We start from the raw sequence: 14818 nt of genomic DNA, 5'->3' as shown, positions 1-14818 counted from the left end.
TCTGTTAAAAACTTTCTGATGCGGCCTGTGCGAGCGCCGCTGAGTGTGGGAAAGACGTTTTTATTTGGATCAGAACACCGGGTGACCGTTGATGATGCTCGGCAACCAAGTCGAGAACCACGGGACATAGGTGACGATATTGATCGCCGAGAAGATAGCGAGGTAATACGGCCACGCCACCTTGGTAGTTTCCCCTATCGACACATTGCCAATTGCGCAACCAATGAACTGCACCGAGCCAATCGGCGGATGCACGAGACCCAATGCGCAGTTCAGCAGAATCATGATGCCGAACTGAACCGGGCCCACCCCGTTGTGCATGGCCATCGGCAGGAACAGCGGGGTCGTGATCAGGATGTGCGCCGCCATGTCGACGAACGTACCGAGGAACACCTGAATCACGTTGATGTACAACAACATCAGCCACGGCAGCGAGGTCGCGCCGTCGAGCATGCGTTCGATCGCCTCCGGGATCTCCAGATAGGCCATCTGGAAGCGCAGCATGTTTGACACACCGATCAGCAGCAGCACCACGCCGGTCGTTTTCGCGGCCTTGCCGAGCGCATGGCCGAGCTTCTTCATCGACAGCGAGCGATACACGACGATGGTCAATATCAGCGAATAACCCACGGCGATCGCGGCCGCCTCCGTCGCGGTGGCGATACCGCGCGCCACGCAGAACAGAATGATCGCGATGACCATCAGACCCGGCACCGCGCCGATGAACGTCCGCAGCACCGCCATCCAGCCCGGGAAACGCTGCAGTTCGGTCGAACCGTCGGGACGGCGCGGATAGCCGAACTTGACGGCCTGCCAGTAAGCGGCGATCAGCACGAGGCCCATCACCCACAGCACCGGCAGCAGACCCGAGAACAGCAGATCGCCGATCGACACGCCGCTCATCTGCTTGCCGTTCAGCACGCCGCTCACGCCTTGCGCGGCGAACGCGTAGATGATCATGTTGGTCGACGTCGGCATCAGCGCGCCGGCGAGCGACGAGTGCGTGGTCACGTTGACCGCGTATGCGGCGCTATAACCTTCGCGCTTCATTAGCGGGATCACGACGCCGCCCATGGCCGACGTATCCGCGGTCGGCGAACCCGACACGCCGCCGAACAGCGTACAGGCGACCACGTTGGCCATGCCGAGGCCGCCACGGAAATGGCCGACCGTGGCCTGCGCGAAACGCAGGATGCGGTCGGCGATGCCGCCGTGGAGCATCAGCTCGCCGGAGAAGATGAAGAACGGGACCGCGAGGAACGAGAAACCGTTCATGCCCGAGATCATCGACTGCATCGCGGTCGCGGTCGGCAAGCCTTCGAACAGGTACGTCAGAACGCAGGACAGGCCCAACGCGAATGAAACCGGAACCCCGAGGAAGAGGAAGATTAGAAAACTGGCGGTAAGAAGGGCAAGTTCCATGATGGTTCTACTTTTATTCCGTGGCGGAGAGTTCGAGCGCCGGCTCTTCCCGTTTCCCCGCGAAGAGCTCGAGCAGATGCTCGATCGAGAACAACGCGATGCACACACTCGCGAAGATCGGGATGCAGTAGCGCACGCCTTCCGGTACGCCGATGATCGGAATGCGGTCGCCCATCGTGGTTTCCGCCATCTCCAGGCAACCGACGAAAACCGCCACCGCGAAAGCGACCAGACACAGGTGCTGAATCCCTTTCGCGATCACCTGGCCTTTCTCGGGCAATTTCTTGACGAGCGAGTCGAGTCCGATGTGACCGCCCTCGCGAACCTTCAGCGCGGCGCCGAACATCGCGATCAGGATCACCAGCAACAATGCGATGGGCTCAACGAAATCGGGCGCGTCGCTAAACACGTAGCGCATCACCACGCTATAAATCACGAGCAGGCAAAGTACGGCGAGGCTAAGCGACGCCACCACCAGCAGCACGCGAAAAAGAAAATCATTTGGGCGTTTCAGGAAACTCATGACCCTGTCCTTGCTTACGACCGACCTGTGCTTGAAATTCAGCCGTCCCGATGCGACGCGATCCGCACGCGCGCGCGAAATCGCGCGGCGGAAGGTCTCGCGAGTTTCCTCGCGGGACCATTCACGCCGCTGTTGCGACAAGCGCTGCAATTGCTGATTGCGTCCGGGACGCGAGACTTACTTGATCGCTTCGATCTCGTCGACGATCTGCTTCATCTGCGGGGTCTTTTCGTACTTCGCCCACACAGGCTGCATCACCTTCACGAAAGCCGCGCGGTCGATCTGCGAAGCCGCGATGACCGTTGCGCCACCCTTCGTGACGGCCTTCTGTGCGTCGGCTTCGCGCGCGGTCCACAGCTTCTGGTAGTACGGCACCGAGTCGGCCGCGGCCTTCTTGATGATCTGCTGCTCTTGCGGCGACAACGTGTCCCACACCTTCTTCGAGAACACCAGCACTTCAGGCGTCATCGAATGCTGGGTTTCGGAGTAGACCTGAGCGACTTCGAAGTGCTTGGTTTCTTCGTACGACGGCAGGTTGTTTTCGGCGCCGTCGACGAGGCCGGTCTTCAGGCCTGTATAGACTTCCGAGAACGGCATCGGGGTCGGCGTGCCGCCCATTGCCCTGATTTCGTCGACCATCAGGTCGGACGGTTGCACGCGAACCTTCAGGCCCTTCATGTCAGCCGGCGACTTGATCGGCTTCTTCGCGTACATCGAGCGTGCGCCGCTCTCGTAAAACGTCAGCGCAATCATGCCCTTCGCCGTGAAGGCGTCGAGGATCTTCTGGCCTTCCGGACCGTACATGACCTTGCGGAAATGGTCGACGTCGCGGAACAGGAACGGCAGCGACGGGATCATCGATTCCGGCACGATTTCGTTGAACGCAGCACCGTTGGCACGCGCCATGTCGAGCGCGCCGATACGGACCTGGTCGATCGTGTCGTTTTCCGAACCGAGCGCGCTGTTGCCGAACACCTTCACGGAGTCCTTGCCGTCGGTCGCCTTGTTGATCTCCTCGCCCATGTGCTTCACGGCCATGTTGGTCGGGAAGGTGTCGCCGTGCACATCGGCAACGCGGAACACACGCGCTTCAGCCGACATCGTGCTGAACGCCAACGCCGCGGCCGCGACGATCATCGAAACATGGGAAGAGGCAAACTTCTTGTTCATCGTGACATTCCTTGAAAAATAGACCATCCCAGCAACAGCGGATGTGACATGGTTTTGACGCGTCTCCGGCTTCACGCTCACTGCCCTCGCAGGTGCGGGCGTTGGCCGTACTGGCTGCGCGACTTCCCCGGCACAGTTGACCCAGCACTCCAGTCGACAACTCGACTACTACTTCAATCACGCCGGCCGGCTTCGGACATGCATGCCGCATCGACCGCAGCGGCACGAATGCCCTGAAAACCCACCGAATTGCACTGTCACACGAACACAGAAAGCCATTTGTTTGGGCTTATATGTTGTACGACAACATACGAAGTCTATAAAAGGGGTTTTACCTTGTACAGACGGTATTTACCCGCATCAAGAAAAGCGCCGGTACGGATGACCGGCGTGGCATGCCACGGGGCCTCACGCCGTCTGGCGTTGGATGGGGACGACATCGGTACAGTCTGTGAAGCTGTTGTATTTTTGCTGAAGAAATACGTGGCGTCGTGGTCTTCACGCTACACGTTGTACGACAAGTGACGAATAAAGGGCCACACGAGTGGCCCCGAAAATGAAAACGCCGGGAGAAAAACTTCGTCCCGGCGCATGCTTCATGCAAGCAACGTTACAGTTGCCCTGCGAATTCGGGCTCAGGCAGCCCGCTCACGCCGGGCCGCAGCGCGAACACGTGGCCGTCGTGCTCGCTCGCGCCGTTGGCGGGACGAATCGAGGTGACGAACAGCGTATCGAGATCGCGGCCGCCGAACGCGCACATGGCAGGCTTGATGGCCGGCACCGGAACCTGCCGGTCAAGCTTGCCCTGCGGCGTAAAACGCAGCAGCAGACCGGCGTCGTTCGCGCAGATCCAGTAGCATCCGTCGGCATCGACCGCCGCGCCGTCCGGACGGCCCGAATAGTGATGCAGGTCGGCGAACACGCGGCGGTTGCACGGCTCACCGGTGTCGACGTCGTAGTCGAACGCCCAGATCAGCCGGCGCAGCGGATGCGAGTCGGACAGATACATCGTCGTGCCGTCCGGCGACCAGCCGAGGCCGTTCTGCGTGATCAGCGAATCGACGACCGGCGCTGACAGCACGCCCTTCTCGTCGAAGCGGTACAGCGCGCCGCCCGGGATCGCCGCGGCCATGTCCATCACCATCGTGCCGGCCCAGAAACGCCCTTGCCGGTCGCAGCGGCCGTCGTTGAAACGCATTCCGCCGTGCGGGAATTCAGGCGCCGCGAGCTTGCGCAGCGACGCTGTCAGAGGCTCGCCGCTCGCCGCCTTCGACGCGTCCTCGAGCGAGACCGCGAACAACCCGGTCTCGCAGCCGGCGAGCACCGTGCCGGCGCGATCGAACGCGATGCAGGCAACCTGCTCCGGCAGCAGCCATGCGGTGCGCTTGCCCGTCTCGAGCGAGCCGCGCACGATCTTCTTCGCCGGAATGTCGACCCAATACAGCGCCTGCTCGGCCGCGCGCCAGACCGGGCTTTCACCGGTGGCCGCGGGCAACGGACCGGCCGCTTCGAAACGCTCCACTTGCGGATTCGCGCTCATTGTTTAGGCTCCCGCTTCGACTCCATCGGACCGGCCAGCACGAACGGGCCGCCCTGGTACAGCTGGGTCGGGTCGTCGAAGCGCGTGTCGGGGGCGCTCGGCGGGAACAGGTGTTCGAACTGCGCCGAGCTGTCTTGCGGACGGTAGCCGAGAAACGCGGCGTTCGTGTTGTCGACCCACGAGATGCGGTTGTTCGACACGCCGTAGACGATCGCGTGACCGACGCGGTTCGTGAACAGCGAGCAGCGCACGAGCTCGATGAAATCGCGGTAGCTCAGATACGTGACGAGCATGCGCGCGGTCTTCGGCTGCTCGAACGACGAGCCGATCCGCAAACACACGGTCTCGAGACCGAAGCGGTCGAAGTAGTAGCGCGACAGCGATTCGCCGAAACACTTCGTCACGCCGTACATGCCGTCCGGACGCAGCGGCACTTCGGTATCGAGAACCGACGTCACCGGATGGAAACCCACCGCGTGATTCGAGCTCGCGTAGATGACGCGCTTCACGCCATGCTTTTGCGCCGACGAGTACACGTTGTACAGGCCGCGGATGTTCGCTTCGAGCAGGTCCTCGAACGGCGCTTCGACGGAGATGCCGCCGAGATGCACCACCGCGTCCACGCCTTCGAGCAGCGCGTGCACGGCTGCTTCATCGGCGAGATTGACGACGGCCGCTTCCTCGTGCGCGGCGACTTCGCCGAGCGCAGCGATATCGGACACGCGCACGATGTCGGCCCATTGCGCGAGCGCGGGACGCAGTTGCTTGCCGAGGTTGCCCGCGGCGCCGGTGAGCAGCAGACGGCGGAAGGGTTTCTTTGCCGCGGAGCGGTCAACGTTCAAATCGGTCATGTCTCTTTGCTGTTGTGATTGCGATCGGGTCTTCTGAACGGAAAAGCGAGCGCCGGCTGGACCGGCGCTCGCCTGAGTATTGACGGGGCAAGGTGCCTGCTCAGGTCACCGGCGCCGGGTTGAACAGCGTCAACGCATTGTGCAGTCCGAGCTTCTCCGCGCAGGTTTCCTTGCGGCCGCTCGCGACTTCGAGCATCAGGCGGAACAGTTCCCAGCCCACCTCCTCGATGCTGGACTGGCCGGTCGCGATCGTGCCGGCGTCGAGGTCCATCAGATCGTGCCAGCGACGCGCGAGGTCCGAACGCGTCGCAACCTTGATGACCGGTACTTCGGCGAGGCTGTACGGCGTGCCGCGGCCGGTCGTGAACACGTGCAGCGTGATGCCCGAGGCGACCTGCAGCGTGCCGCAGATGAAGTCGCTGGCCGGCGTCGCCGCGTAGATCAGGCCCTTCTGATTGACCTTCTCACCCGGCGACAGCACGCCGGAGATCGCCGAGTTGCCCGACTTGATGATCGAGCCCATCGCCTTTTCGACGATGTTCGACAGGCCGCCCTTTTTGTTGCCGGGCGTGGTGTTCGCGCTGCGGTCCGCGCCGCCGCGCTTCAGGTAATCGTCGTACCACTGCATCTCGCGGATGATCGCCTGTGCGACGTCCGCATTGGCCGCGCGCGCGGTCAGCTGATCGACGCCGTCGCGCACTTCGGTGACTTCGGAGAACATCACGGTCGCGCCGGCGCGCACCAGCAGGTCCGTTGCGAATCCGACGGCCGGGTTCGCGGTCAGGCCCGAGAACGCGTCGCTACCGCCGCACTGCACGCCGATCACCAGATCCGACGCCGGACAGGTTTCGCGACGGCGGTTGTTCAGGCGCTTCAGATGCCCTTCGGCCATCCTCATGATCGACGTGATCATCGACTGGAAGCCGACGTGCGATTCGTCCTGCAGCACCACGACGTCGCCGTTCTGGTCCAGCGCGACATCACCGATGTCCGCGACGTCGTCGACGACCGCTGCCGCCGCGATCGGGATCGTTCCCGGCGGCATCAGACGCTCGGGCTGCAGCTTCTCGCAGCCGAGGCTCACCATCATCACTTCGCCGCCGAAGTTCGGGTTCAGCGCGATGTTGCGCACGGTGCGGATCGGCACCATCGCGTCGGGCGCGTCGATCGCGACGCCGCAGCCGTAGGTGTGACCGAGGCTGACGACATCGTCGACATTCGGATATTTCGGCAGCAGCTCTGCCTTGATGCGCGTGACCGCGTGTTGCACGACGTCGGCGACGCACTGCACGGTGGTCGTGATCGCGAGAATGTTGCGCGTGCCCACCGAGCCGTCCGAGTTACGGTAGCCCTCGAACGTGTAGCCTTCGAGCGGCGGCATGTCCGGCGCCCTGGTCGTGGCGATCGGCAGGTCTTCGAGTCCCGGTGGGCTCGGCATGCGGATCACGTGTTCGTTGATCCAGCTGCCCTTCGGCAGCGCCTTCAGCGCATAACCGATCACGACGTTATAGCGGACGACCTCGTCGCCCTCGGCGAGATCGGCCAGCGCGACCTTGTGGCCCTGCGGCACACGCTCGCGCAGCCTGAGGCCATCGGCAAATACCGCGCCCTCGCCCAGACCGCCGTCGTTGACGACGATCGCGACATTGTCATTGGGATGAACGCGGATGTAGAGCGGAGTTTGTTCCATTGATCGATCCTGAAGGCGTGATAGGCCTGCTTCGCCATTAATCATACGTCATCCTACAACATGAAGTTTTGCTCGGATGTTCCGTATTTACCCTATAGGGTGCATTATGCCGTGAAAAGCCCGTTGAGTTACCGGATTTGTTGTTGTACGATGACGTATAAGAAATCTGATTTCCAAAGATTTTCTACTAGTACGACGTCCGTTGTACTGGTTGAAACCAACAACGACTCAATCCGACGCCTGGATATTTGATCATGACGACACCGCAGGAACTCAAGCAGATCGTTTCGGAAGGCCTCCTGTCCTTCCCCGTCACCGACTTCGACGCTAAAGGCGACTTCCGCGCCGACACCTACGCGGAGCGTCTCGAATGGCTCGCTCCGTACGGCGCTTCGGCGCTGTTCGTCGCCGGCGGCACGGGCGAATTCTTCTCGCTGACGCAAGACGACTACACGCAAGTAGTCAAGACCGCGGTCGAAGTCTGCAAGGGCAAGGTACCGATCCTCGCCGGCGCCGGCGGCCCGACCCGCGTGGCGATCGCCTACGCGAAGGAAGCGCAGCGCCTCGGCGCGCACGGCATCCTGCTGATGCCGCACTACCTGACCGAAGCAAGCCAGGACGGTATCGCCGACCACGCCGAAGAGGTCTGCAAGGCTGTTCCCGGCATGGGCGTGATCATCTACAACCGCGCGAACTCGAAGCTCAACGCCGACATGCTCGAGCGTCTGGCAGACCGTTGCCCGAACCTGATCGGCTTCAAGGACGGCGTGGGCGAGATTGAAAACATGGTGACGATCCGCCGCCGCCTCGGCGAGCGCTTCTCGTACCTCGGTGGCCTGCCGACCGCGGAAGTCTACGCTGCCGCCTACAAGGCGCTGGGCGTGCCGGTGTATTCGTCGGCGGTGTTCAACTTCATTCCGAAGACCGCGATGGACTTCTACCGCGCGATCGCCGCTGACGATCACGCGACGGTCGGCAAGCTGATCGACGAGTTCTTCCTGCCGTACCTGAAGATCCGCAACCGCCGCGCAGGCTACGCGGTCAGCATCGTCAAGGCTGGCGCGAAGCTGGTCGGTCACGACGCAGGTCCGGTGCGAGCACCGCTGACCGATCTGACGCCGGAAGAAATGGAGCAGCTCGACTCGCTGATCAAGAAGCTCGGACCGCAGTAAGGCACCGGCGTCAGGGCTTCGAGCGAAGAAGCTCGCGAGCCTCATCGACGAGGGCCGCACAGACGGCCCCGTTGTGAACGCCCGGCACGGCAACGTCGCCGGGCGTTCGCGTCTTTGCACCACAGACAGGTGGTCTGCGGGCCGGCCGGCGCGCAGACCACACCTCGCCCGACCATACAGGAGATGACCCATGGACTTGAGCCGCATGGCCAGTTCCACCGACGCCGCTTCTAGCGCGGCACGCACCAAGGTCCGCTACGGGATCCTGCTGCTGATCTTCGTGATCACCACCCTCAACTATGCCGACCGCGCGACGCTGTCTGTCACCGGTTCCGCGATGCGCACCGCGTTCAGCTTCGACGCGATCCGCATGGGCTATATCTTTTCCGCATTCAGCTGGGCCTACGTGCTGTCGCAACTGCCGGCCGGCTGGCTGCTCGACCGTTTTGGCGCTCGCCGCGTATACGCGGCGAGCATCTTCTCGTGGTCGCTGTTCACGCTGCTGCAGAGCTCGGTCGGCCTGCTCGGCAGCGCCGGTGCGGCGATCACCGCGCTGTTCGTACTGCGCTTCGTGATGGGCGCGGCCGAGTCGCCGGCGTTCCCGGCGAACGCGAAGGTCGTCGCGAGCTGGTTCCCGACCAACGAGCGCGGCACCGCGTCGGCGATCTTCAACGCCGCGCAATACTTCGCCGCGGTCGTGTTCACGCCGCTGATGGCGTGGCTCACGCACGCGTTCGGCTGGCAGATGGTCTACGTCGTGATGGGCGTGGTCGGGCTGCTGCTCGCGCTGACGTGGCTGAAGGTCATGAAGAATCCCGCCGACCATCCGCGCGTGTCGCGCGCCGAGCTCGAGTACATCGAGCAAGGCGGCGGACTCGTCAGCGGTGCGCGCAAGACGCACCCGGACGACGTGTCGAAGGCCGGCGGCTGGACGCTCGTGCGTCAGTTGCTCGGCAACCGCATGCTGCTCGGCGTCTATCTCGCGCAGTACTGCATCAACGTGCTGACCTACTTCTTCCTGACCTGGTTTCCGATCTACCTCGTGCAGGCGCGCGGCATGACGATCCTGCACGCGGGCCTCGTGGCCTCGCTGCCGGCAATCTGCGGGTTTCTCGGCGGGGTGCTCGGCGGCGTGCTGTCGGACGGTCTGATCCGCCGCGGCTGTTCGCTGACCGTCGCGCGCAAGGTGCCGATCGTCGGCGGCATGCTGCTGTCGACCTGCATCATCGGCTGCAACTACGTGTCGACCGACTGGGTCGTCGTCGCGCTGATGTCGCTCGCGTTCTTCGGCAAGGGCATCGGCGCGCTCGGCTGGGCGGTGGTCGCCGATACGTCGCCGAAGGAAGCGCTCGGCCTGTCCGGCGCGATCTTCAACATGTTCGGCAACGTCGCCGGCATCGTGACGCCGATCGTGATCGGCTATCTCGTCGCGCGCTCGGGCTCGTTCAATGGCGCGCTGGTGTTCGTCGGCGCGAACGCGCTGCTGACGGTGATCAGCTATCTGGTGATCGTCAAGGATATCCGGCGGGTCGAGTTGCGCCCGGCGTGAGCCGGTTATAGGCTTGGTTATCGTCGCGGTTATCGTACTTCCGGCCGGCCGACCCGGCGCCTCGCGCGATCTATCAGCGCCGAGGCGCCAAACTTCGGGACTGCGCTTATATAATCAGTCGTCAGACGACGATATAATAAAAATGCACGATTCCCAGCGATCTTTCAAACAAGGAGCGTTTTCGATGGCTACACCACTAGCATCCGCGGCACCGCCACGACGCGCTCGCAATCTTGCCGAGTTCGTCGTCAACTACGTCACCGAGCAGATCGCGGCCAACCTGCTGAAGCCGGGCGACAAACTCCCCACCGAATCGCAGCTGATGAACACGCTCAGCGTGAGCCGCACGGTGATTCGCGAAGCGATTTCGCGCCTGCAGGCAGGCAAGGTCATCGAGACGCGGCACGGCATCGGCAGCTTCGTGCTCGAGCCGCAACGCGAAAAGCTCGGCATCGACATGGTGCCCGCCACCACGCTGCGCGACGTCCTGTCCATTCTGGAGCTGCGCATCAGCCTCGAAACCGAATGCGCCGGTCTGGCCGCGCAACGCGCGAAACCGGACGACCTCGCGCGCATGCGCGCCGCGCTGGACGCGATCGAGGCCACGCGTCACAACGGGCTCGACAGCGTGGAGGCCGACCTGCAGTTCCACATCTCGGTCGCACGCGCAACCGGCAACCGCTATTTCGTCGACATCCTGTCGCAAATGGGCAGCGCGCTGATTCCGCGCAACCGGCTCGACTCGGCCGGCATCGCGCGCGCCGATCCTGATGCGTATCTGTCGCTCGTGAACCTCGAGCATGCAAGCATCCTCGAGGCGATCAGCCGGCACGACGCCGAAGGCGCACGCGCGGCGATGCGCATGCATCTGTCGAATAGCCGCGAGCGGCTGCGTCGCGCGAATGAAGCGAGCGAAGCGAACAGCTGATTCTCACGAAGCTCGCGGGCGAAAAAAATGGCCGGGAATCTCCCGGCCATTTTTTTATCTTGCGATTGCGTCCGCCCTTCCCTTCGATCCGCGCCCGGCCAACCGGCCCGGGCGCGCATCCGTTCAGGACGGCGTCACGCGATTAACCGCGCGTGAGTTCGCCATCGCGACGACGCCACAGTTCCAGCGGATTGCCGTCGGCCAGCGTTTGCGGCAGCAGCTCGGCCGGGAAGTCCTGGTAGCAGACCGGGCGCAAGAAGCGATCGATCGACGTGGTGCCGACCGAGGTCGCTCGGCTATCCGACGTTGCCGGGAACGGGCCGCCGTGGACCATCGCGTGGCACACTTCGACGCCGGTCGGGAAGCCGTTGACCAGAATCCGGCCGGCCTTGCGCTCGAGAACCGGCACCAGCTTCTTCGCAGCCGCCACGTCGGCGCTGTCCATTTGCAGCGTCGCGGTCAGCTGGCCTGCGAAGTGTTCGGCGACCTTCAGCATTTCCTGCTCGTCCTTGCAGCGGATGATCGTCGACACCGGGCCGAACACTTCGTCTTCGAGCGCCGGGTTCGCGAGGAACGTCTGCGCGTCGGTCACGAACAGCGCCGCGCAAGCCTGGGTCGGGCCGGTTGCGGCGACGCCGCGTGCCACGACTTCGACACCCTTCGTTGCGGCCAGCTTGCCTTCGCCGTCTTCATACGCGGCGTGAATGCCCGAGGTCAGCATGGTCTGCGCCGGCTTCGCCGCGAGCGCTTCCGATGCCGTCGCGACGAAGCCCTTCAGCGCGTCGCTGTCGACCGCGATGGCGAGGCCCGGGTTCGTGCAGAACTGGCCCGCGCCGAGCACGAGCGAGTCGACGAAACCGCGCGCGATGCTGTCGCCGCGTGCCGCAAGAGCGTTGGGCAGCAGGAACACCGGGTTGATGCTGCTCATTTCCGCGTACACCGGGATCGGCTCCGGACGTGCCGCCGCGACGCGCATCAGCGAGGTACCGCCCGCGCGCGAACCGGTGAAGCCGACCGCCTTGATGGCCGGGTGCGCAACCAGCGCCTCGCCGACCGAGTTACCCGCGCCTACGATCATCGAGAACACGCCCTCGGGCAGATCCATTTCCTGCGCGACGCGCTGGATCACGCGACCGACCAGCTCCGACGTGCCGAGGTGAGCGCGATGCGCCTTCACGACGACCGGGCAGCCAGCAGCCAGCGCCGCGGCGGTGTCGCCACCCGCCACCGAGAACGCGAGCGGGAAGTTGCTCGCGCCGAACACCGCGACTGGGCCGAGCGCGATCTTCTGCATGCGCAGATCCGAGCGCGGCAGCGGCTTGCGCTCCGGCAGCGGCGAATCGAGCGTAGCGTTGAGCCACTGGCCCGCGCGCACTGTCTGCGCGAATAGCTTCAGCTGGCCGGTGGTGCGGCCGCGCTCGCCTTCCAGACGCGCCTTCGGCAGTCCCGATTCAGCCTGCGCGCGCTCGATCAGCTCGTCGCCGAGCGCAGTGATGCCGTCAGCGATACGGTCCAGGAACTCGGCGCGCACTGCGAGCGGCAGTTGACGGTAGGCGTCGAACGCCTGTCGCGCGAGCGCGCAGGCCTGCTCGACGTTCTCGACGGTGCCGCTGCCGAACACCGGCTCGGCAATCTCGGAACCCGTGGCAGGATTGAACGCGCGCAGCGGTTTTTCTTCGCCGCGCACGGCTTTGCGACCGATCAGCATTTCGCCGGTAATAGGCATTTTTGGCTTTCCTTTAATGACGGCTAAAGATATAGGTCATCCTACAACATCGCGTGGGCCTTATGCAACCCAAAACGCTTGTCTGACAGGGGCATACGGGTATACTCGCCCGTTACAACTGGGCCGTGCGGTGCTAATCTGGGCCAAGTCATACGACGACTTATAACTCGCATTTCGCGAGGCTTAGCATTGTCGCAGCTTTTCCCGATCCATCGCCGTTCGAGGAGACACCGCATGCCCGCCGTCACGCCTTACGAATCGTTGCCCAACCGTTTCCGGCGCGCGGTGCGCGAGGGAAAAACCCAGATCGGCTGCTGGGCGTCGCTCGCCAGCCCGATCGCCACTGAATTGCTGGGCACGGTCGGCTTCGACTGGATGCTGCTGGACGCCGAACACGCGCCCAACGACGTGCTCACGCTGATCCCGCAGTTGATGGCGCTCAAGGACAGCGGCAGCGCACCGGTCGTCCGACCACCGGCCAACGACAGCGTCGTGATCAAACGTTTTCTCGACAGCGGCTTCTCAAACTTCCTCGTGCCCTTCGTCGACAGCGCCGACGACGCCGCCCGCGCGGTCGCGTCGACGCGCTATCCGCCGCAGGGCATTCGCGGCGTGTCGGTCGGCCATCGCGGCAACCGCTATGGCACCGTGCCCGACTACTTCGCGATCGCCAACGACAACGTCTGCGTGATCCCGCAGGTCGAAAGCCGCAGGGCGGTCGAGAATATCGACAGCATCCTCGCGGTGGACGGTATCGACGCGGTCTTCATCGGTCCGTCAGACCTCGCGGCGTCGTATGGCCGCCTCGGCAACGCGAGCCATCCGGACGTGCAGCAGGCGATCGCGCATGTGTTCGCGCGCGCGCAGGCGGCCGGCAAGTCGAGCGGCATTCTCGCGCCGGTACAGGCCGACGCGGAACGGTATCTGTCGATGGGCGCGCGCGTCGTCGCCGTCTGCGCGGATCTCGGGTTGCTCAAGGGCGCCGCGCAGGCGGCACAGAAACACTTCATGCAGAAACCGGCGGGCGAGGCTTGAACGCGGCCGCCACGACATCTTCGGAGCATTCCATGCAAAAAGCAGGCTTTATCGGACTCGGCATCATGGGCAAGCCCATGGCCGCCAACCTTCTCAAAAACGGCGTCTCGCTCGCCGCCTTCACGCGTAGCGGCGTGCCCGCCGAGCTCACGCAGGCCGGCGCCCAAGCATGCGACAACCCCGCCGCGGTCGCCGCCGACGCGGACGTGATCTTCATCATGGTGCCTGACACGCCGGACGTCGAACGCGTGCTGTTCGGCGAGAACGGCCTCGCGAGCGCGCTGCGCGCCGGCCAGACCGTCGTCGACATGAGCTCGATCTCGCCGATGGCGACCCGCGATTTCGCGGCGCGCGTGCGCGCAACCGGTGCCGATTATCTCGACGCGCCGGTGTCGGGCGGCGAGGTCGGCGCGAAGGCCGGCTCGCTGACCATCATGGTCGGCGGCGAACAGGCCACGTTCGACAGCGTGAAGCCCCTGTTCGACATGATGGGCAAGAACGTCACGCTGATCGGTGCGGTCGGCGCGGGCCAGGTGTGCAAGGTCGCAAACCAGGTGATCGTCGCGGCGACCATCGAGGCGGTCGGCGAAGCGCTGCTGCTCGCGTCGAAGGCGGGTGTCGATGCGGCGCGCGTGCGTGAGGCGCTGATGGGCGGCTTCGCATCGTCGCGCATTCTCGAAGTGCATGGCGAGCGCATGACCAGGCGCACGTTCGATCCGGGCTTCCGTATCGAACTGCACCAGAAGGACCTGAACCTCGCGCTGTCGACCGCGCAGGCGCTCGGCGTGTCGCTGCCGAACACCGCCACCTGCCAGGCGCTGTTCAACGCGTGCGTTGCGCACGGCGGCAAGGCGTGGGACCACTCGGCGATGGTGCGCGCGCTCGAAGTGCTCGCGAATCACGAGATCGGTCAGAAGAGCGCGTGATTTGACGTAGGTTCGAAATAGTTGCGATCGGGTTGTCCGTCGGTCTTCATGTGACTGATGGCCGGCTCGATCGCACTTTGCATTCTTGAGCATCGTACGTAGTTCGCGCGTGATGCCCTTTCCCTCTTCCGAGGCCGTGGAGCCTTTCGCCGCCTAATGCGACGCCTTATCGTGTTTAGCGATGGACTCCCGGCCCCGTGTCTCCCCGGATCAATCGGACACAGGAATCATCTATCGCCCATTTCCTGTCCCTGTGGTCGACTGCTATTTTGCGGGGTTCTTGTGG

The 14818-nt window shown here is 63.9% G+C and carries 12 protein-coding genes; 5 read left to right on the top strand and 7 right to left on the bottom strand.

The features are described from left to right. Nucleotides 1-69 precede the first annotated feature (69 nt). The 6 genes from HDG39_RS21585 to garD form a co-directional block, all read right to left on the bottom strand. Nucleotides 70-1422, bottom strand: coding sequence for a TRAP transporter large permease (locus HDG39_RS21585; protein WP_184008436.1), 1353 nt, complete (start codon nucleotides 1420-1422; stop codon nucleotides 70-72). Between the two features lie 13 nt (nucleotides 1423-1435). Next, entirely contained in the window at nucleotides 1436-1945 is a 510-nt protein-coding gene (locus HDG39_RS21580) for a TRAP transporter small permease (protein ID WP_035470962.1), read from the bottom strand. Nucleotides 1946-2122: 177 nt separating this feature from the next. Beyond that, nucleotides 2123-3115: a TRAP transporter substrate-binding protein gene (locus tag HDG39_RS21575; protein WP_184008434.1), complete on the bottom strand. Its 993-nt coding sequence runs from the start codon at nucleotides 3113-3115 to the stop codon at nucleotides 2123-2125. A 610-nt stretch (nucleotides 3116-3725) separates the two neighbouring features. Beyond that, a complete protein-coding gene (locus tag HDG39_RS21570; protein ID WP_184008432.1) occupies nucleotides 3726-4655 on the bottom strand; it encodes an SMP-30/gluconolactonase/LRE family protein in 930 nt (309 codons plus the stop codon). Next, nucleotides 4652-5506 (bottom strand): NAD-dependent epimerase/dehydratase family protein, encoded by an 855-nt coding sequence (locus HDG39_RS21565; RefSeq protein ID WP_184008430.1) that lies wholly within the window; start codon nucleotides 5504-5506, stop codon nucleotides 4652-4654. The genes HDG39_RS21570 and HDG39_RS21565 overlap by 4 nt, the downstream gene beginning before the upstream one ends. 100 nt (nucleotides 5507-5606) lie before the next feature. Further along, the gene (garD, locus tag HDG39_RS21560) at nucleotides 5607-7196 is read right to left on the bottom strand and encodes a galactarate dehydratase (protein WP_184008428.1); all 1590 of its coding nucleotides are present in this window, start codon (nucleotides 7194-7196) and stop codon (nucleotides 5607-5609) included. A gap of 254 nt (nucleotides 7197-7450) precedes the next feature. Here garD and kdgD point away from each other — a divergent pair, with 254 nt between their 5' ends. From kdgD to HDG39_RS21545, 3 genes are all read left to right on the top strand, one after another. Further along, nucleotides 7451-8368, top strand: a complete 918-nt coding sequence (gene kdgD / locus HDG39_RS21555) for a 5-dehydro-4-deoxyglucarate dehydratase (protein ID WP_184008426.1) — start codon at nucleotides 7451-7453, stop codon at nucleotides 8366-8368. A 190-nt stretch (nucleotides 8369-8558) separates the two neighbouring features. Further along, nucleotides 8559-9917 carry an MFS transporter gene (locus HDG39_RS21550; RefSeq protein ID WP_311667037.1) on the top strand — a complete coding sequence of 453 codons (1359 nt, stop codon included), beginning with the start codon at nucleotides 8559-8561 and terminating at the stop codon, nucleotides 9915-9917. Between the two features lie 184 nt (nucleotides 9918-10101). After that, on the top strand, nucleotides 10102-10845 hold the full coding sequence (locus HDG39_RS21545; protein WP_184008424.1) for a FadR/GntR family transcriptional regulator: 744 nt from the start codon (nucleotides 10102-10104) through the stop codon (nucleotides 10843-10845). A 142-nt stretch (nucleotides 10846-10987) separates the two neighbouring features. Here the strand turns inward: HDG39_RS21545 and HDG39_RS21540 are convergent, their stop codons facing one another. Next, nucleotides 10988-12571, bottom strand: coding sequence for an aldehyde dehydrogenase (NADP(+)) (locus HDG39_RS21540; protein ID WP_184008422.1), 1584 nt, complete (start codon nucleotides 12569-12571; stop codon nucleotides 10988-10990). 234 nt (nucleotides 12572-12805) lie between these two features. Between HDG39_RS21540 and garL the strand changes: the two genes are divergently transcribed. Both garL and HDG39_RS21530 read left to right on the top strand, forming a co-directional pair. Continuing rightward, nucleotides 12806-13606, top strand: coding sequence for a 2-dehydro-3-deoxyglucarate aldolase (gene garL / locus HDG39_RS21535; protein ID WP_184008420.1), 801 nt, complete (start codon nucleotides 12806-12808; stop codon nucleotides 13604-13606). Then, on the top strand, nucleotides 13603-14532 hold the full coding sequence (locus HDG39_RS21530; RefSeq protein WP_260328146.1) for a 2-hydroxy-3-oxopropionate reductase: 930 nt from the start codon (nucleotides 13603-13605) through the stop codon (nucleotides 14530-14532). The genes garL and HDG39_RS21530 overlap by 4 nt, the downstream gene beginning before the upstream one ends. Nucleotides 14533-14818 lie beyond the last annotated feature (286 nt).

Source organism: Paraburkholderia lebeckiae (assembly GCF_014201005.1).
GTDB classification, from domain to species: Bacteria; Pseudomonadota; Gammaproteobacteria; order Burkholderiales; family Burkholderiaceae; genus Paraburkholderia; species Paraburkholderia tuberum.
Note: the sequence above shows the minus strand (reverse complement) of the source record. Positions and strands in the feature narration are given on the sequence as shown.